Here is a 17,188-nt window from a genome sequence, read left to right as displayed (position 1 = left end):
CTAATCCATCAATTAGCCGGTTCTAATAGCCATCATCAACTTAGGATAATTTAAAAAATTTCGGATGAAATCCGCAACAGTGTCCCAAAGACAGTGTAAGCATAACCATCCCCCTCACTTTGCGTTGGCACAAACTGCACTCTGATGCCGTATCGGGGCCGGCCTACCACCAAGCATGGCATTGTCTCGCCATGGAAGGACAAGTAGGAAACACACCATGAGCACGACCCCACCTGACGCATTCGCCCTGTCTGAGCAAGACAAGGCTTTGTTGACACCCGAAGAGCTGGCAGCCATCACGGATGGTGATGTCAGCGACGATGAAAAAGCGGCCATGGCCAAGCTGGCGGCGATGGCCCCCGCTGAAGAGAACGACGACACGCCCCCCACGCCATCGGGTAACGAAGAGCCGGGCACCACAGACCCAGCACCAGCCCCTGATGCCACGACAGAGGCTCCTGCCGCCGATACACCGGCAGCTCCCCTCACACCAGCGGCTGAAGTGGTGGAAGTTGCGAAGGCTCCCGCGCCGGTGTACCAAGTGGTGCTGCCTGACGATTTCAATGAACGCCAGCAGGATGTCAATACCAAGCTGGCCGAGTTGCGCCAGAAGTTTCGTACTGGCGAGATCGAGGTGGATCAATACGAAGTCGAGCGCGATGCCCTGAGCGCCCAGCTCAACGAGCTGACCTCGCTCCAGACCAAGGCCGAGATTGCCCGCGAGATGCAGCAGCAGGCGCGGCACCAAGAAATCAACGCCTCTTTGACTGCCGTGATGGTCCAAGCCAAGGCAGATGGGATCGACTACAACGATCCCAAGCAAGCGGCGATGTTTGATCGGTATGCCAATTTTCTGGCGGGCGATCCGGACTTTGCTGGCAAATCGGTGGCACAAATCCACGCTGAGGCCCACAAGAACGTACTGCAACGCCTAGGTAAGGCTACTGCTGCTCCAGCCCAAGCACCTGCTGCCCCGCCTGCTACTGCACCAACGCCACGCAAAACACCACTGGACACGGCCCCGAAGACCTTGGCACAGGTGCCCGGCGCTGATGACGCGAACACTGATCTGAATGGTGGTGAGTTCACTCAGCTCGATAGCCTAGGTGGCCTAGAGCTGGAAGATGCCCTCGCACGGTTACCCAAGGCGCAGCGTGAACAGTATCTGCGGGGCGGCCGCTGATGAGCGATTTGAGCGCAGCCACCATTGATCTTCGCCCCGGTGAAGCGCTTGAGATTTTGGGCGTTCGGGTGGAGTTTGTTCACAAGAGCGGCCAGCGCTCCCGTGTACGGGTGTTGGCACCGCGCGATGTCCAGATTAAAAAATATCTGCCCGATTCAAGCACAGGTGTTTCCGAAGATCCACCAAGCATGGTGTCATTGCAACTGCAGTAATTAATACTGTCCGCTGTGAGCGCAGGAGTGCTCCTTGGCTTAAACATCAAGGAGTATTTCTATGGCTCGTACCATTGTTGGGGTCAACGATCCCAAGGCAGTCAAGCGCTGGGCCGGTCTTTTGGCCGTTGACAGCTCGCAAAAGTCCTATTTCAACACCCGTTTCATGGCACGCGGCGCTGATGCCGAAGTGCCCATCCAGATCCTGACCGATCTGGAATCCGATGCCGGTGAGCAGATCCAGTATGACTTGCTGGCTGAACTGACGATGGCCCCGGTCGAGGGCGAAGACAACCTCGAAGGCAATGAGGAGCGTCAGCGCTTCTATACCGACACGGTGTATATCGATCAAGCACGCTGCGGTGTGAATACCGGGGGTCGTATGACCCGTAAGCGCACGCTGCATGACTTGCGTGCGCGGGCCAAGCAGCAGCAATCGGGCTGGTGGGCACGTTTGCAGGATGAGTTGATGTTCATCTACCTGTCTGGCAAGCGCGGCATTAACCCCAGCTTCCTGCTGCCCATGGGTTATACGGGCCGGGCCAATAACCCGTTGACCGACCCCGATGCCGACCACACCCTGTATGCCGGTGATGCCACCGCTTACAACAACATCGACGCCAGCGACAAGTTCAATCTGCGCCTGATTGATCGCGCCAAGACCCGCGCCGATAGCCAAGGGGGCGGGGCCACCAATATCCCCACCCTCCAGCCCTGCAAGATCGATGGCGCAGAAACCTTTGTCTGTGTGATGCACACGTTCCAAGAGGATGACCTGCGCAGTGACACAGCTGCAGGCCAGTGGCTGGACATTCAGCGCGCTGCCGCTGCTGCTGAAGGGCGCAATAGCCCGCTGTTCAAAGGCAGTCTGGGTATGTATCGCGGCTGTATTTTGCACAGCCACCGCAACGTGATCCGTTCTAACGATGCGGGTGCGGCCTCCAATGTCGAGGCTGCCCGGGCGTTGTTCATGGGCTCCCAAGCTGGTGTGGTGGCCTACGGCTCTCCGGGCACCAATTTGCGCTTCGACTGGCACGAAGAAACCCGCGACAACGGGGACAAGGTTGTCATCACCACATCGAGCATTTTCGGTACCAAGAAGGTTCGTTTTGATACCGATGCTGGCCCACAGGACTTTGGGCTGTTCTCTTTGGATACCGCTTGTGCGAGCCGCTGATCGGGGGTGATGAAGATGTTTGCTAATACCAATGATTTCTTGGCCGGTCGCAAGCAGGTCAAAACCCCCTCTGGGGGTGAGCTGGTGTCTGTGCGCTTTGCGTTGAAGCTCAAAACCACGGATTTGGTGACCAATGGGGCAGGGGCTATCGGCATCTTGCCGCCGGGTACCGTGCCGGTGAGTTTGATTTTTGACAGTGACGACCTCGATACCAATGCTGCCCCCACCGTGGTGGCTTCGGTGGGCCTGCTCAATGACGCGGGCACTGATCTGGCCACTGTCTGGGTCTCTGGGATTACGGCCTGCCAATCTGGCGCTGCCTTCAGCGGCACCTCGACCGCCATGGTGCGTGAAGCCCAGTCTTTGACTAGCGACCGAAAGATCGGCATCAAGTTCACGACTGGGGCGGCATCTGCGCAGGCCGGTGAAGTGGGCCTGACGCTGATTTATCGCTCGGCCTAAGAAGCCGCATCCCGTTTTCTCTGAGGTTGGGGGCAACGCCTCCGGCTTCTGCACCCCATTAGCACCATGAAACTGCAAACTTCTATCAAGCCGCGCAATGACGGCACGGTCACAGTCAGCGGCCTCAATGGCACCCAATATGTTTTCAAGATGGACATGGATGGGGAATTGACTTGTGAGGTGGATCATGCCCCCACCGTCAAACACCTGATTGAAGGTGGGCTGTTCTTTCCTTGCGAAGAAGCCGACTTTGAAAACGCCTTGGCTATCGCCATTCCTCACAGCGAACTCAGCGATGCGGACTATTTTGAGGATATGGGGGGTGGTTTGCCGATTGAGGCCAACACCCCACCTGTGCCCGCGCGTGGGGGCCGCAAGGCCAAGACGGCTTGATCTGATCGCACTATGTCTGCTTGGTCAGATTTCTACCCCGACTTGCTGGTGCACCTGCCCGCTTGTCCTTTGCCCACGGCGGATTTTGCTTTGCGCCGTGCGGCACAGGAGTTCTTGTCGCGCACCAGGCTGTGGCGTGAATGGCTGGACGCCGTGCGTGTTGTCAACAACGTGCGTGAGTACGACTTGGAAGTGCCGACAGGCGCGACGGTGGTGCGGATTGAGCAATGCACTGTCAATGGTCAGCCCATGCCGGTGCTCTCCCACAACGGGTTGCAGTCCAACTATCAGGAGGCGGCGGCTCCAGTGGCGGGCATTGTCAGCCGTGACCGTGAGACCTTTCACCTGACCCGGCCACTGCCTGCGGGGTCGCTCGTCGCCACCGAAGTCTCCTTGATGCCCAGCCATTCCAGCAAGGGTATCCCCAACGATCTGTTTGCCCAGCACGCAGAAGACATCGTTGCTGGGGCAAAGCACCGCTTATTCCTGATCCCTGCATTCCTGAATGGTGATCTGAGTATGTCTGCGAAGGCGGTCTTTGAAGCTGCGATTGCATCCAAAACGGTAGTGGCATGGCGTGGTGCCACGGGTTCCGTTCCTAGGGTTCGCGCCCGTTTTTGTTGAGAACTGACCATGAGCATCACAGCCCAATCCGTTATCCGGCGCGTCATCGACACGCTGCAAGACAACACCTCCATCCGTTGGCCAGTGCCTGAGCTGGTGCGCTATCTCAATGATGGCCAACGCGAGGTAGTGGTGTATCGGCCCGACGCCATGGTGACGCACACCACGTTGCAATGCGTGGCCGGTGCCCGTCAGGCTATCCCCGCCAATGGCTCCAAGCTGATTGAGGTGGTGCGCAATGCGGCCCCATCGAGCAGCCGGGCGGCCATCCGGGTGACGAACCGGGAAGTGTTGGATGCCCAACTGCCGGGCTGGCACAACTTCCCCGGTACCACCGAGATCCTGCACTACACGTACGACCCCCGTGACCCCACCGCATTCTTTGTGTACCCGCCAGCCAGTGCGGCTGCACAGGTCGATCTGGTGTATTCGGCCTACCCGACCGATGTGCCCGAGCCAGCTGACGGCTCCACATTCGAGGCGGTGACCGGGGAGATTTCCCTGCCCGACATCTACGGCAATGTGTTGCAGGACTACATCTTGTACCGGGCCTACATGAAGGACAGCGAGTACGCGGGCAATGCCCAGCGCGCCCAAGCCCACTATGCGGCGTTTGCCAATGCGCTGGGTATCGAGATCAAAGCCACGGTGGCCGTGGCCCCCCGCACTACAGGGGCCGCAGCCCGCGCGGTGCCCCAAGCCTGAGTGCAGTAAGCCATGAACCAAGGTCAGATCAACGGCTTTGCCATCGGTGGCAGCCCAGATCAAGGCAGTAACGCCATCCTGAATGGCGGACTCGTTGCGGCGTGCGTGCTGGCCGCATCGCTGATGGCGTCTGTTGTGCTGACTGGCGGTATCGAAACGGTACCAGAAGCTGGCGGGCGTCAATCGCTGTTCTTGTCGGGTGGCACATACAGCACGCAACAAACGGTTGGCGGTGACTACTTCACGACAGCCAACTTGCAGGGGCATATTGCATCCAACTCAGCAATGTCTTCTGGCCTTGGCCGCGCTCCGGGGTTGCAAGGAGGCATTGATGCCAGCGTGGGCTTTGGAGGTCAAGTCATAGGCGACGCTGTTCTGTATCGCTTTGACTTGGGCCAATCGCATAGCGCAAGCGGTTTTTTGCAATCCAGCGCAATTTTGACGGGTGGATCGGCAGTTACCCAGCGGGTATCTGGCTTGTTACGCGGTGGTGTCGTTCTGCTGGGTGATGGTCTCTATAACCGTCAGCAGATGGGAGGTGCCATTGCAAAAGGCACATTGCTGAGTGGTGGCATAGAGCGGGCACATACGCTAGTTGCGGAACTAAAGCATGACGATGTACTGAGCGGCGGCCACCTGTCTATCTCTGCATTGGGTGGTGAATTGGATTCATCTGCCATGCTGTCCGGCGGGGTGATTAATGTTGTTGAGGCAAGTAGCCCCGTCATGCGTATCAGCCCGGCACTGGGCGGTGGCATCACCAGCAATGCAGATTTTGTAGCGCAAATCATCATCTCCCCCAGCGCAAATGACGGCGTGTTGTCCGGTGACGTGATGGATGCGGGTCTTCGGTATGACGCCAAACTGACTGGTGGCATGACAGCGCAAAGCACAACTGGCAGCATTCCTTTGCGGGCCGCACAACGCTTGCCTGGTGGGATCACGCAGAGTGGTTTTGTTGCCGGGCACTACTTTGTCACCGGGATATTCAGCGGCGGCCTGCCTGTGACCAACGCAGTCTCTGGCAACCAGCGCTTAGATGCCAAGCTGCAAAGCGGGCTGGAAGTGACGCAAGTCAACGGTGGGCCGCAGCGGATCAGTGCCGTATTGCAGGGTGGGATTGCTTGCTACCCAACATTGCAAGGCCAACTACAAACACAAGTTGCATTGCGCTCAGGAATGGCTGTGGATGGCCTTCTTGGCGCAAACAGTCGGATCAGCGCAGTCCTAGCCAGCGGTCTGGCTTCGGGGCAACTCCATGGCGCTGCTCAGGTAGTCCATGCCTTGTTGCATGGCGGAGTAGTTGGGGTTGATTCTTTCGGCGCCAATGCTTTGCGGGAAGCCCGTCTATCCAATGGCTTTAGTTCCAACACCTTTGCTACCGGACGCTTATCCATTGGTGCCCACCTGCATGGCGGGGATGCCACAACACCACTACTTGGCGGCCAACTGGTCGTCATCCCTGTATTGAGAGGCGGGATTTTTTCCAACCCTGTGGTTGGGGGGGATGCCTACCAAGGATTCCTAGATCCCCAGCTCAACAACTGGGCGCTGGATATCTTCTCCATGACGCCCCTTCTCGAAGTTTTCACTCCACCAACCGACACCTGAAAGGAACTATGTCATGGCAAACCTGACCTCCAAAGAATTGCGCACCGCAATGATGGCCGCCTACTTCAATGCAGGCGCTGCCCCAACCAATCTGTACCTTCGCCTCTACAAGGACGAGGCCAACATCGTTGAGGCCACTGTTCTGACCGACATCGCTGCCAACGAGCAAACTGGCGGTGGCTATGCCGTCAAAACGCTGGCTCCCGCCGATTGGACTGTGGAAGAAGGTGTGGGCGGCATCCGCGTGCGCTTGACCGACCAGACTTGGACAACCACAGCGGACAACTGGAATACTTTGCGCTGGGCCGTAATCTGCACTTCGGCAAATAACACCGGCCAGATCCTGCTGGCCCGCGACTACGGCACCGGAAAAACCGTGACCGGCGTTGGGGCCAACGTGACGGTGGACGATTTGTTCTACCAAATCAACGACTAAGGTGGCCTGCCGTGGTTATCGAAACCCTGTTTGCTGGCCGCAATAACACCTTCAGTTTGCAACTGGTGCGTGGAGGTGAGCCGGTCAACTTGCTGGCTATCACCAGCTACTCGCTGCATCTCTCCAACGGCAGGGTATTTGACGATCAGGCCCGCTTTACCGAGAAGGCCAATGGCGTCATTGAGGTGTCCATTGGCGACTTGCTCGCGCAAGACGATGTTGGCTCACACAAGGCCCACATCGTCACAACTGACCCCATCAATACGGCTGGCGTGCGCTGGCCTGACTTCAAACTCAAGGTGCGCGCATGACGAAACAACGGTTTGTCAACAACTTCAGCACGCGCGTGGCAGCCACGTTTGGCGCGGCTGATACGTTTTTGCAGGTGGATAGCGCTGCGGCGCTTCCTTTGCTAGTCCCCGGCGAATACCTGCTTCTGACCCTGTTCCGAAAAACAGGGGTGCAGGAAAGTGGGCATGAGGTTGTGCGCGTCACCAGCATTGTTGAGAACCAACTCGCGGTGATCCGTTCGGTGGAAGGCGCTACTGCCAGCATGTTTATGGCAGGCGACCATGTAGAGGCTCGCATGACTGCGGGCAGCGCTGAGAATATGGCCCAGAAGGCCGATCTTGGTGTGAAGGCTGACGGTAACCATACGCACAGCCTAGCCTCCACAGAGGCTCCTGGCTTCATGTCTCCCGAACAGGTTAGCAAGCTCAGTGGAATATCAGCGGGCGCTACACCCAACTCAACTGATTCGGTTTTGCTTAGTCGCTCCAACCATACGGGCGAGCAGGCAATAGCCACGATTACTGGCCTGCAGACTGCGCTGGATGGTGCATTGCCCAAGGTTGGTGGCTCTTTATCTGGGCCTCTGAGCGGAGCGGTGGTCAGCGCAGCTAATTTCCTCGACAAAACAGTCACCAATGCCACAGCTACCGGCACTGTGGCGCTGAATTTTGCACAGGGCGATGTATTCGATCTAACGCTGACGGGCATCACTACGCTGGCCCTTGCCAACCTTCCATCCCTCTCCGATGAAACACTTGGCTTCGTGGTGCGTGTCACCCAAGGCGCAGCCGCTTACGCGCTCACATGGTTCCCTGGCATCACTTGGCTAACCACAAACGGCGTAGCCCCTGCCGCGCCAGCGTCAAACAAGGTCGTTGAGTATGTGTTCACCACTCGCAATGGCACAGCGTTCCTAGGTCGCAAAGGAGCAGCAACATGAGTGGGCTTGCGCGGCGGCTTATGAGTTGCATACCGGCTGATGTTACGGATATCGCAGCTGATGCTGTCGACTTCGATGGTACGAATGATTATTTGAGCCGTGGCAGTGATTTAGTGGGAAATGCGGATGGGAAGACGTTTACTTTTTCGGCTTGGGTATGGGTAAACGCTGGTGTGACTGGAGTTATTGGTGCTAATAGTGGAGGTGCAGCTAGATTTGGTATTTATACAGACGGTTCAGGTCTGTATATTCAATTCACAGACGGAACTGGAGCTGACGTTCTAAATGCCTATATATCTGGCCCCGGTAGTTCAGTGGCATCTAAAACTTTTCTGCACGTACTAGCTTCCATGGATGTTTCAAACACTAGCAAGCGTGCTGTGTATGTAAATGATGTTCCGGCAGCGGTAACATGGACTACATACTTAAACCAAAATCTAAAGTTCACTCACACTACTCAGTATATTGCTATGAGTAGTACAGTAGGTAGCCCAAAAACAAAAGGACGCCTATCTCAGCTCTTTCTCGATTGCACCTACCGAGACATAAGCGTCGAAGCCAACCGCCGCCTGTTCATCACAGCAGACCGTAAGCCAGCTCTAAATCAGCAATCACTAAACCCAATTCTGTACCTTCCACTCAATGACCCAACCCAGCCCGGCCTAAACCTCGGCACAGGTGGCAACTTCAACCTAACCGGCACAGTAGCGTGTAGTGGTCGTGGGCCAAGTCAGTTTAATGCGCCATATAGCGATTTGGATGGGGCTGCGGATTATTTAAGTAGAGCGACAGCGCTGAGTGGTGTGGCAAACAGCAAAAATATTACAGTGAGTGCTATTGTAAATCCTGACGCTGTAAGCGGTGAATTCTATATTCTTAACGAAAATGATACTACTCGTGAATTTAGTTTTGGCTACAGGGATACAGGAGGAGGAGGACACGGAATACAGTTGTTTGTTTTGTTTAAAGCCGGTGCAAATGGATTCATTCAGACTAAAGGTGCATCTTTAGTTGCCGGAAGAAATTACATATTTACTGTATCAGTTGATGCGTCTGACAATACTAAGACTAGAGTGTTTATCAATGGTTTATCTGTAGCGTATAATTTACTAGCACCTATTGCGAATACTAACGTAGTTTTAACTGGGGCACAGTGGAAGTTAGGTAAATCTTATGGAGCGTCTTGGATTGACGGCAAGTTAGGCAACGTCTTCTTCGACACCAAATACATCGACCTATCTCAGCCTGCAAACTTAGCCAAGTTCGTTGCAGGCACAGGTGTTGATGCAAAGCCAGTAGATTTAGGCGCTAACGGTGAAAAGCCATTCGGTATACCACCGCTAATTTACTTGCCGATGTATGGAAATAACGCTGGTAAAAACTACGGTAGCGGCGGAGATTTCACAGTCAATTCTGGGCCATTTGCTGGTGCTAGGGGGCCTAATGAGTTCTGGGGAAATAAGGCGGATTTCGATGGTAGTACGGGATATTTGAGCAGGGCTTCTGCGCTTGCTGGAGTTAGTGATGGCAAGATGTTTAGTTGTTCTTTCAATGTTACTCAGGATGTAGAATCCGCAGCCCAAGATAATGTTTTAGCTATATCAAATGCAAGTGGTGGAGGTGTAGCTGTAATGGTAAGCTCTAGCGCTTTGTGGTTTTTTGCGAAATCTGTAATTGGTGGCACCGTACTATGGACACAAGTAACGAGTCCAGCTTTTATAGCAGGAACCTCTTACTCTGTGCAAGCCTGTTTTGATCTTGCTAATAGTGCTAATAGGCATGTATGCGTAAATGGCTCTCTAGCTACAGTAACCTACGCCTACTACACGAACTCAGCTATAGCCCTGAGCGGGGCAACACAACGAATAGGTGTTAATTCTTCTGGCTCGCCTGTAGACTTTTTGGATGGAAAGTTATCAGAGCTATATTTCACAACCGACTACATCGACTTTAGCCAAGAAGCCAACCGCTTAAAATTCCGAGATGCTTTTGGCAATCCTGTTGATCTCGCTCCGCAGATCAAAGCGGGTACTTTGCCAAATCCGGCTATTTATCTAAGATTCGATCCGGCAAATTTTGGAAAAAACTACGGCACTGGCGGAGACTTTACCGCCAGTGGCACCATCACCGATGGAGGACAGCTATGATACTTTATGCTTTAGTTGCTGATGGCGCTATTGAGCGTGTAAATATTCAGTTGCCGATTACGATTGGAAATACCAGTATTCCCGCTGGCTCCACTAATTTAGAGCAGTTTGGACTTTACCCTATTGAGGGCAGCGAACCTGCTTACGATAGCGCAACTCATCGACTTACTGGGCCGCAGTATTGGTTTGATGGTACTGTTGTGCAGCGCGTTTATGTAGTGGAAGATATTCCAGTATCCGAATTAATGCAGCAACTGCAAAGATCAGTAGTTGAGGCAACCCAGCAACGCCTAGACGCCTTCGCAAAAACCCGGAACTATGACGGCATCCTAAGTGCCTGCACTTATGCCACCAGCGCAGTACCTAAGTTTCAAGCCGAAGGTCAGTATTGCGTCGATGCACGGGATGCAACATGGGCCACGCTGTATCAGCTTTTTAACGATGTGACTGCGGGTGTTAAGCCCATGCCAGCATCGTTTTCTGATATTGGGCTGCTATTGCCTACGCTGAAGTGGCCCACATGAAAGCGCGGCTCTTGACTGTGGCCGGGGGCATCAAGACCCGGCTGATTCTGCTGGCCCTAGCGCTATTGGCGGTGGTGGCATGGGTTATTTGGTGGCTGCGCTATGCGTGGGCGGTGGCATTTAGTCCACGCCGCGCATGGCGGCTTGCTATTGCCATCGACCAACTGGCAAACGCTGCCTTCAACGGCAGCGAAGACGAAACGATCAGCAGCCGCGCCGCACGGGCACGCGATAGCAACAGGCGCTGGGGCTGCATCTTGTGCCGCCTGCTCGACGCCATCGACCACAACCACTGCAACAAATCCAAAGGGGTATGACCCCGAATTCATAGAAAGAGCACTGTCATGCCGCCCAATCAAATCCCCCCGCCCACCAGCGACGCACTGCTACACAAGATGGTAGCGCGCCTAGATAACCTGCACGCTGATATTGGCGATATGAAATCGGCTGTGCGAGATTTGGCCTCCGCCGTCACCCGGCTGGCTCTCATCGAGGAGCGTCAGACCCAAGCCTCCCAATCGCTGGAACGGGCATTCAAAGAGATTGAAAAATGCTCCACCCGGATCGACGCCATCAACGCCAGTACGGATACCCGCATTGATGCACTAGAGCGCGCGCAGCCCATGCTGAACCAAACCAGCCAGTGGATCATCACTGCGGTGCATGGGGGGGCTGGGCTAGCAGTGATGTTTGCTGCAAAGCAGTTGGGGTGGCTTTGATGGAAACACACATAAAACAGCGTTTGGCTGTAGCCATGCTATCGCTATCAGCGATGGGGTTTTCGGGTATTGCACTGCATGAGAGCTACACGGAAAAGGCCACCATTCCAATCCCCGGTGACCGGCCCACAGTGGGTTTCGGCAGCACCTTCAAAGAAGACGGCTCCCCCGTCAAGATGACCGACACCACCACCCCTCAGCGCGCCATCCGCATGAGTCTGGCACATATCGGCAAAGATGAATTGCAGCTCAAGCGTTGCGTGACCGGCCCACTAAACCAAGCGGAATACGACATTTTGGTCGATTTTTCTTACTGGCGCGGTAGTGGCGGGGCTTGCCGCTCCGAGGTGGTCAAGTCCATCAACCGTGGTGACTATGTGGCTTCGTGCGAGGCATACCTGAACCTCGACTCGCGTCGCGCCACAGGCAAGGACTGCAAAGACTCGCTCAACCGTTGCCGTGGCGTGTGGCTGCGCGCACAAGACCGCTACCAGCGGTGCATGGAGGCCCAATGACCCCCGTTTGGCCCCTAGTTTCACTGGCGCTGGCCCTGCTGCTTTGGCTGCAGACAGCACAGCTACATCAAGCCCAAGACCAAGTTGCCACACTGGAACTACAGCAGGAGCTGGGCTGGGCACAAAAAAAGAACCTCGAAACCCAATACCGCCATGATTCTGAACAACAAGATGCCCAAACGCGGGCCGCTCTCCAAGTGGCTCATACTGATGCTGATCGTGCCCGTGATGTGGCTGTCGGGTTGCGCCGCGACCTCGCCCACTTTATCGACGCCCATCGCACCCGAGTTACCGCCGCTACCGAACAGTGCGCGCCAGACGACAGCGCCATCGTGGTGCTCTCCGACCTGTTCAGCCGGGCTGACGATGCAGCGGGAGAATTGGCGGCAGCGTTTGACGAAGCGCGTGCCAGAGGATTGGGGTGTGAAGGCACTCACGACGCAGCCGTAACAGCAAGTCGGGGGCAATGATGGGCATCATCCATATCAACCAGTTCGGCGGCATGAAGATGGGCGTAGCCAAGCGCGATTTGCCGATGGATGCCGGTCAGCGGGTAGATAACCTGTCCCCATTGGTGCAGACCTTCACGCCGCTGCAAGAGGATAGTGCGCCAGAGGTCATTGAGGTTTTTGGCACTGGGCCGGTCAAGTCGATGGTGCGCTACAAGACCGATACCAAGACGCTGTTCGGCACCACTACGGTGATGAACGTAGCGCGCGCGCTGGCACCAGATACCGACGGCAGCAGCGTGCCCAAGCAGCGCATTTATGTCACGGGTGACGGCACTGCCACATCCAAGCCATCGGTGTTTTGGCGTGAAAACGACTATGGTGACGGGCGCTTGCTGGGTGTGCCGCCACCCACGGTCAAGCTCAAGCTAACCGTGGTTAAAAAAGACCCACTGACCGCCAGCAATATCGGCCCAGCTTTTGATGCCGTGGCCTATGAGTTGTGGGCTGGCATGGAAAAGCTGTTGGTGGCGCAGTGGCAGGGCCAGCACGCCAGCGCTGCACGGCCCGGCTATCTCGATTGCCACACATCAGGCACGGCAGGCTACAGCCTAGGCATGGCCGACGAAGGAAATAAAGCATATCAGGCGCGGGTGTTTGGCACAGCACCCGATGGCGGGCTTGATCCGTTCCTAGCAGTGAGTTTGCCCCAAGCTCGTGCGCTGATGGCTGATCTGGTCAATGTACCGTGGATCAGCAGTGCACTGCCATCGACCACTATGTGGGGCCACACCTTGGGCAGTACGAAGTGTGCGGCCATCGTGTTCAAAGCGTTCTATCCCACATACACCTTTGCTCGTACTGGTGCGGTATGGGATGCGCTGTTGGAAATCACCAAGCCGGGGTTGCTTGATGAGCCGCTGCTATCGGCCCGCGAACTCAATACCATGCTGGATAAGGTGGCAGAGAAGTTCGACATTGCCAAGAGCACCGACTTGGCCCAAGCCGTTGCTCGGTTTAATTTCCGCTACGCTGTCTTGACCAACTTGCTCGATGGCAAGGCTGGAGAAACGACGATCAGCAACATCACCGCCGTCTTGAATAGCAGTGCTGCTACAGATCGTATCAATGCGGCCTACACGGCATTTGCCGGTACGGTGTACGACTTGATGCAGTCTGCTCTGGGGGCGGTGGCTGACCCCGCTAAAGCCCTAGTGGAATCGGGCGATGCGTTGACGCTGTATTCGAGCAACCGGGCCACTGCTGTGGCAGCCATCATTGCTGCTGTGAAACAGGAGTTGACCGGCGGGGCCAGCCAAGTCACTACTCGCCCCATCTCAAGTGCCAAGGCGCTGCTGGATGCCCAAAAGCGGGTGCTGTACAAGGCCGCCAGTGCATCCGAGGCAGGCAAGCAGGCTGCTGTCTATCAAGCCGCCTTGAGCTTGGATTTCACCCCCGTCCTGCGTGCGGTCTATAACGCTACAACCCCAGAGGCATTCGGTGATCTGGTTGATAGCAGCGGGTCTGGGCTGCTGACAAATGCTGGTGGCCGGTTGACAGCCGCCGCTGTGGTGGGGGCTTGTGATTTATTGGAGACAGCCCATGCTGATGTGATGGCTGTCTATGCCGAAGCGATCAACGGGGTGCGCAGTGCGGCATTGGAGTATCTGACCAGTATTCAGGTGGTGGAGCGCCACGGGGATTTGAGTGGCGTTGAGCTGACGGAGACCCGCGCCTACACATGGACGCTGGTCAACAACTGGGGCGAGGAGTCCATGCCGTACCTGCCGGGCAATGGCAACACCGATGCCGAGTTTGAGCTGCTGGAGCTCGATGGCAATGACGAGGTGCTGGTGCAGGCCACCATGCCCACGCCCACAGAAATCACCAACTATGGCTATGCCAAGTGGCGGTTGTACCGCAGCAACTCGGGCAGCCAAGCCAGTGCCTTCCAGCTGGTGTTTGAGAAAGCACTGACAGACAACCCGGTAACGGACAAGAAAAGCAATGCAGCCCTGCTCGAATCCTTGGCCAGCATGACTTGGGAGCCGCCCCCGGTGGTCAATGGCAAGTACCTGCAAGGCATTTGCGCCCTGCCCAACGGGTTCATGGCCGGGTTCATCGACAAGACGGTGTATTTCTCGGAGGTGTTCCGGCCCTATGCTTGGCCGTCCGAGTACACCCACACCTTCCAATACCCGATTGTGGGGCTGGGGGTGTTCGGCCAGACCTTGGTGGTGTTGACGGAGACCGGGCCTTGGTATCTGTCTGGCCCAGAACCGGCCAGTATGAGCAAGGAGGACACGCGCAGCAATCAGGCGTGCGTGTCGGCCCGCTCAATCTGCCCGGTGGATGGCGGGGTGATCTTTGCTTCGCCCGATGGCCTGTGTCTGGCCTCGCCCACAGGGATACAGGTGTTCCTGCCCGCCCCCACGGGCAAGGTGGCGTGGGCAGATATTGATCTGATCCATGTGCGCGATATGCAGTGTGCAGAGCATGACGGGGTGCTGTACTTCCTCTATGGACACCCAGAGGCCAATGGGGCGATGTGGTTGTCGGCCATGCACTTGCAGACGGGCAAGCTGGTCAACGTGCATCTGGGCAATGCCAATCCGCCGGTGCGCGAGCTGTCGGCCATCTATGCTGATCGCAGCACCGATACCCTCTATGGGGTGTTGGCTAGCACGCGCCAAGCGGTCAAGCTGTTCACCGATACCACCCGGCGTCGGTTGGCCAGCTTTCGCAGCAAGCACCTGACGCTGGAGACCTATACCGGGTTTGGCTGGCTGCGGGTGCTGGGCGAGCAAAGCGCTACCGAACCGGCCACGGTGCGGGTGTTTGGCTACGCCATCCGACCCGATGGCACCGAGGTGGAGGTAGCGCTGACCCCGGCGGTGGGCCACTACACGGTGACCAACACCTTGCCGGTGCGGATGCCTGCGGGCCGGTATCTGGAGTATGAGGTGGAGGTGCAGTCCCGTGCGCGCATCACTGGCGTGACGCTGGCGTCGTCCACCGCTGAATTGCAGGCCGTGCCATGAGTGTGCGCAAAACCGGGCTGATGCCGCTGCGCACTCAAGACGCACAGGTCAACCGCTGGGCCGATGGGGTGCTGGAGCAACTTGAGGTGCTGCATGGTGCCCGTGGTGATCCGCTCAACCGTGCCTTGACGCTGCGTGACCTGCAAGCCATTGGGTTCGATGTGAATGTACTGATGGCCAATAGCCGGGGTGGCGGTATCACCGTGCGCCCCGGTGGGGCTGCTGCCGCTGCTGCACCTTTGGTGGATGCAGCTGCAACCAAGGCCATAGAGCGGGCCGACATGGATGCCTTTGCCAAGGCGATCACGGAGACCGCGCTGTTCAAGGACTTGATGGCACCACTCAAGTGGCAGGATGTGCGTGATCCCTCACGCTTTAACTGGGTGCCAGAGCAGCTGCGCCGTGAGCTGCTGACAAGCATTGCCGAAGAAGCATCGCGCCGTGGTACCGACATCACCAAGGTGGAAACCATCGTCAAGGACGGGGCGGCCCGGTTTGCGCGCCAGCTGGAAGAAATCACGGCTGCAATGGGAGAGGCTGCGGCAGGGGTGCGACAACTGTCGTTTGCCTATGCGGATGCCGACCGGGCCATTGCCGGGCAGGTGACACAGCTAGGGGTCAGTCTGGGGAAAAACATTGCCACGCTGGAGCAGTCCCTGAGCACCGAAGTGACCAAGACCACGGCCATTGCCAGCAGCGTGACGACTCTGCAAACACGGGTGGGCACGGCGGAATCGGCTATCTCGAACGAGCAGACGGCGCGAGCCAACGCAGACTTAGCCAATGCCACTTCGATCAATCAGGTGCAGGCCCGGCTCGACAACGGGGATTTTGCGGCAGTAAAAACCCAGAGTTCGGCCACGGCCAGCAAAGTTGCCGGGTACGAAGCACGGTACACGGTCAAGGTCACCGCCGGTGGGGCGTGGGCAGGCATTGGGCTGGCCGCCACAGACAATGGTGCAGGCAATGCCACCAGTGCCATCATCATGGCCGCCGATAAGTTTGCCATCGTGGCCCCAGGCTACAGCGGGGGCATGACCACAGTGCCACCAGCGGGTAGTGTGCCGTTTGGGGTGGAGAACCTACCTTCGGGCGGCAGTCGTATCTACATGGATGCCAATGTGCAAATACGCGGTGGCCTTGATGTGACAGCGCTTTACGGTAGCGGAATTTGGGCAGATGCAGCTGTCTTCACGGTTTATGCCGCCAACCCCTTTGGCGGATTTAGCAGTTATGGTGGCATGAGCCCATCCAGATCCATTGCGGTTGGTAACGACAGTGCTCGACTCTACGCTGGACATTACGGTAAAGCGATGGGCTCTTCGGCATTATCCGTAGGGATCATCGGTGAGGCGGTTGGGCAAGGCAATACATGTGCCGGTATTGTTGGTACGGCCACCGGTGCTAATTCCTATGGAGGCGTCTTCTATGGGCAATCTGTTGATATATCGCTGAGTGGCAGCGGCGTAATTTCTTGGTCTGGCATTCTTGTGCAAAGGCCCAATGGGCTTCAGAATTATTTCTTGAATGGCATTGGTCAATGGGTTAAGCCATTTTCTTCTTTGGCAAAGAGCGACATCACAAGCGCGCTGGGATATGTGCCGCCATCTCCCGCCAGCGTGTCCGATGAGATCACCACCAATACCGGAAACTGCATCAGATACACAGGCGCAACAACGTCAGGCCCGCTCAACTTGGCTGGGTACGCCCAAATTGTGGCTGGCGGTAATTATTACTGGATTCCAATTTATTTATAAGG

At 56.6% G+C, this 17,188-nt stretch carries 19 protein-coding genes; all 19 read left to right on the top strand.

The genetic code is table 11. From position 1 onward, the window contains the following. Positions 1-217: 217 nt before the first annotated feature. The 19 genes from BMX55_RS00995 to BMX55_RS00905 all read left to right on the top strand — a co-directional run bounded on the left by BMX55_RS00995 (position 218) and on the right by BMX55_RS00905 (position 17,186). Positions 218-1,183 (top strand): hypothetical protein, encoded by a 966-nt coding sequence (locus BMX55_RS00995; RefSeq protein ID WP_091451378.1) that lies wholly within the window; start codon positions 218-220, stop codon positions 1,181-1,183. Beyond that, the gene (locus tag BMX55_RS00990) at positions 1,183-1,395 is read left to right on the top strand and encodes a hypothetical protein (protein ID WP_091451375.1); all 213 of its coding nucleotides are present in this window, start codon (positions 1,183-1,185) and stop codon (positions 1,393-1,395) included. Before BMX55_RS00995 ends, BMX55_RS00990 begins: the two co-directional genes overlap by 1 nt. A gap of 61 nt (positions 1,396-1,456) precedes the next feature. After that, positions 1,457-2,572: a N4-gp56 family major capsid protein gene (locus tag BMX55_RS00985; RefSeq protein ID WP_091451373.1), complete on the top strand. Its 1,116-nt coding sequence runs from the start codon at positions 1,457-1,459 to the stop codon at positions 2,570-2,572. Between the two features lie 15 nt (positions 2,573-2,587). After that, positions 2,588-3,034: a hypothetical protein gene (locus BMX55_RS00980; RefSeq protein ID WP_177172783.1), complete on the top strand. Its 447-nt coding sequence runs from the start codon at positions 2,588-2,590 to the stop codon at positions 3,032-3,034. Positions 3,035-3,100: 66 nt separating this feature from the next. After that, positions 3,101-3,427, top strand: coding sequence for a hypothetical protein (locus tag BMX55_RS00975; RefSeq protein ID WP_091451368.1), 327 nt, complete (start codon positions 3,101-3,103; stop codon positions 3,425-3,427). A 12-nt stretch (positions 3,428-3,439) separates the two neighbouring features. Then, positions 3,440-4,051, top strand: coding sequence for a hypothetical protein (locus BMX55_RS00970; protein WP_091451365.1), 612 nt, complete (start codon positions 3,440-3,442; stop codon positions 4,049-4,051). Positions 4,052-4,060: 9 nt separating this feature from the next. Then, positions 4,061-4,756, top strand: coding sequence for a phage adaptor protein (locus tag BMX55_RS00965; protein WP_091451362.1), 696 nt, complete (start codon positions 4,061-4,063; stop codon positions 4,754-4,756). A gap of 12 nt (positions 4,757-4,768) precedes the next feature. After that, entirely contained in the window at positions 4,769-6,367 is a 1,599-nt protein-coding gene (locus tag BMX55_RS00960; protein ID WP_091451358.1) for a hypothetical protein, read from the top strand. Positions 6,368-6,380: 13 nt separating this feature from the next. After that, on the top strand, positions 6,381-6,803 hold the full coding sequence (locus tag BMX55_RS00955; protein ID WP_091451356.1) for a hypothetical protein: 423 nt from the start codon (positions 6,381-6,383) through the stop codon (positions 6,801-6,803). A gap of 11 nt (positions 6,804-6,814) precedes the next feature. Then, positions 6,815-7,114 carry a hypothetical protein gene (locus BMX55_RS00950; RefSeq protein WP_091451352.1) on the top strand — a complete coding sequence of 100 codons (300 nt, stop codon included), beginning with the start codon at positions 6,815-6,817 and terminating at the stop codon, positions 7,112-7,114. Then, the gene (locus BMX55_RS00945) at positions 7,111-8,034 is read left to right on the top strand and encodes a hypothetical protein (RefSeq protein WP_091451349.1); all 924 of its coding nucleotides are present in this window, start codon (positions 7,111-7,113) and stop codon (positions 8,032-8,034) included. The genes BMX55_RS00950 and BMX55_RS00945 overlap by 4 nt, the downstream gene beginning before the upstream one ends. Continuing rightward, on the top strand, positions 8,031-10,181 hold the full coding sequence (locus tag BMX55_RS16045; protein ID WP_143059550.1) for a LamG domain-containing protein: 2,151 nt from the start codon (positions 8,031-8,033) through the stop codon (positions 10,179-10,181). The genes BMX55_RS00945 and BMX55_RS16045 overlap by 4 nt, the downstream gene beginning before the upstream one ends. Next, complete coding sequence (locus BMX55_RS00935) at positions 10,178-10,705, top strand: hypothetical protein (RefSeq protein ID WP_091451344.1); 528 nt, start codon at positions 10,178-10,180, stop codon at positions 10,703-10,705. Before BMX55_RS16045 ends, BMX55_RS00935 begins: the two co-directional genes overlap by 4 nt. Further along, on the top strand, positions 10,702-11,022 hold the full coding sequence (locus BMX55_RS00930) for a hypothetical protein (RefSeq protein WP_091451341.1): 321 nt from the start codon (positions 10,702-10,704) through the stop codon (positions 11,020-11,022). The genes BMX55_RS00935 and BMX55_RS00930 overlap by 4 nt, the downstream gene beginning before the upstream one ends. A gap of 27 nt (positions 11,023-11,049) precedes the next feature. Next, positions 11,050-11,424, top strand: coding sequence for a hypothetical protein (locus BMX55_RS00925; RefSeq protein ID WP_091451338.1), 375 nt, complete (start codon positions 11,050-11,052; stop codon positions 11,422-11,424). A 35-nt stretch (positions 11,425-11,459) separates the two neighbouring features. Continuing rightward, positions 11,460-11,939: a glycoside hydrolase family protein gene (locus tag BMX55_RS00920; protein ID WP_245751190.1), complete on the top strand. Its 480-nt coding sequence runs from the start codon at positions 11,460-11,462 to the stop codon at positions 11,937-11,939. Continuing rightward, positions 11,936-12,409, top strand: coding sequence for a DUF2514 family protein (locus BMX55_RS00915; protein WP_091451333.1), 474 nt, complete (start codon positions 11,936-11,938; stop codon positions 12,407-12,409). The genes BMX55_RS00920 and BMX55_RS00915 overlap by 4 nt, the downstream gene beginning before the upstream one ends. Then, a complete protein-coding gene (locus BMX55_RS00910; protein WP_091451330.1) occupies positions 12,406-15,429 on the top strand; it encodes a hypothetical protein in 3,024 nt (1,007 codons plus the stop codon). The genes BMX55_RS00915 and BMX55_RS00910 overlap by 4 nt, the downstream gene beginning before the upstream one ends. Further along, entirely contained in the window at positions 15,426-17,186 is a 1,761-nt protein-coding gene (locus tag BMX55_RS00905) for a coiled-coil domain-containing protein (RefSeq protein WP_091451327.1), read from the top strand. Before BMX55_RS00910 ends, BMX55_RS00905 begins: the two co-directional genes overlap by 4 nt. Positions 17,187-17,188: the final 2 nt, after the last annotated feature.

Source organism: Giesbergeria anulus (assembly GCF_900111115.1).
Lineage (GTDB): Bacteria > Pseudomonadota > Gammaproteobacteria > Burkholderiales > Burkholderiaceae_C > Simplicispira > Simplicispira anulus.
Note: the sequence above shows the minus strand (reverse complement) of the source record. Positions and strands in the feature narration are given on the sequence as shown.

Excerpts from the sequence above, each read along its gene's own strand:
- BMX55_RS00995 (WP_091451378.1), top strand. The coding sequence starts at position 218 with ATGAGCACGACCCCACCTGACGCATTCGCCCTGTCTGAGCAAGACAAG.
- BMX55_RS00990 (WP_091451375.1), top strand. The coding sequence starts at position 1,183 with ATGAGCGATTTGAGCGCAGCCACCATTGATCTTCGCCCCGGTGAAGCG.
- BMX55_RS00985 (WP_091451373.1), top strand. The coding sequence starts at position 1,457 with ATGGCTCGTACCATTGTTGGGGTCAACGATCCCAAGGCAGTCAAGCGC.
- BMX55_RS00980 (WP_177172783.1), top strand. The coding sequence starts at position 2,588 with ATGTTTGCTAATACCAATGATTTCTTGGCCGGTCGCAAGCAGGTCAAA.
- BMX55_RS00975 (WP_091451368.1), top strand. The coding sequence starts at position 3,101 with ATGAAACTGCAAACTTCTATCAAGCCGCGCAATGACGGCACGGTCACA.
- BMX55_RS00970 (WP_091451365.1), top strand. The coding sequence starts at position 3,440 with ATGTCTGCTTGGTCAGATTTCTACCCCGACTTGCTGGTGCACCTGCCC.
- BMX55_RS00965 (WP_091451362.1), top strand. The coding sequence starts at position 4,061 with ATGAGCATCACAGCCCAATCCGTTATCCGGCGCGTCATCGACACGCTG.
- BMX55_RS00960 (WP_091451358.1), top strand. The coding sequence starts at position 4,769 with ATGAACCAAGGTCAGATCAACGGCTTTGCCATCGGTGGCAGCCCAGAT.
- BMX55_RS00955 (WP_091451356.1), top strand. The coding sequence starts at position 6,381 with ATGGCAAACCTGACCTCCAAAGAATTGCGCACCGCAATGATGGCCGCC.
- BMX55_RS00945 (WP_091451349.1), top strand. The coding sequence starts at position 7,111 with ATGACGAAACAACGGTTTGTCAACAACTTCAGCACGCGCGTGGCAGCC.
- BMX55_RS16045 (WP_143059550.1), top strand. The coding sequence starts at position 8,031 with ATGAGTGGGCTTGCGCGGCGGCTTATGAGTTGCATACCGGCTGATGTT.
- BMX55_RS00935 (WP_091451344.1), top strand. The coding sequence starts at position 10,178 with ATGATACTTTATGCTTTAGTTGCTGATGGCGCTATTGAGCGTGTAAAT.
- BMX55_RS00930 (WP_091451341.1), top strand. The coding sequence starts at position 10,702 with ATGAAAGCGCGGCTCTTGACTGTGGCCGGGGGCATCAAGACCCGGCTG.
- BMX55_RS00925 (WP_091451338.1), top strand. The coding sequence starts at position 11,050 with ATGCCGCCCAATCAAATCCCCCCGCCCACCAGCGACGCACTGCTACAC.
- BMX55_RS00920 (WP_245751190.1), top strand. The coding sequence starts at position 11,460 with ATGCTATCGCTATCAGCGATGGGGTTTTCGGGTATTGCACTGCATGAG.
- BMX55_RS00915 (WP_091451333.1), top strand. The coding sequence starts at position 11,936 with ATGACCCCCGTTTGGCCCCTAGTTTCACTGGCGCTGGCCCTGCTGCTT.
- BMX55_RS00910 (WP_091451330.1), top strand. The coding sequence starts at position 12,406 with ATGATGGGCATCATCCATATCAACCAGTTCGGCGGCATGAAGATGGGC.
- BMX55_RS00905 (WP_091451327.1), top strand. The coding sequence starts at position 15,426 with ATGAGTGTGCGCAAAACCGGGCTGATGCCGCTGCGCACTCAAGACGCA.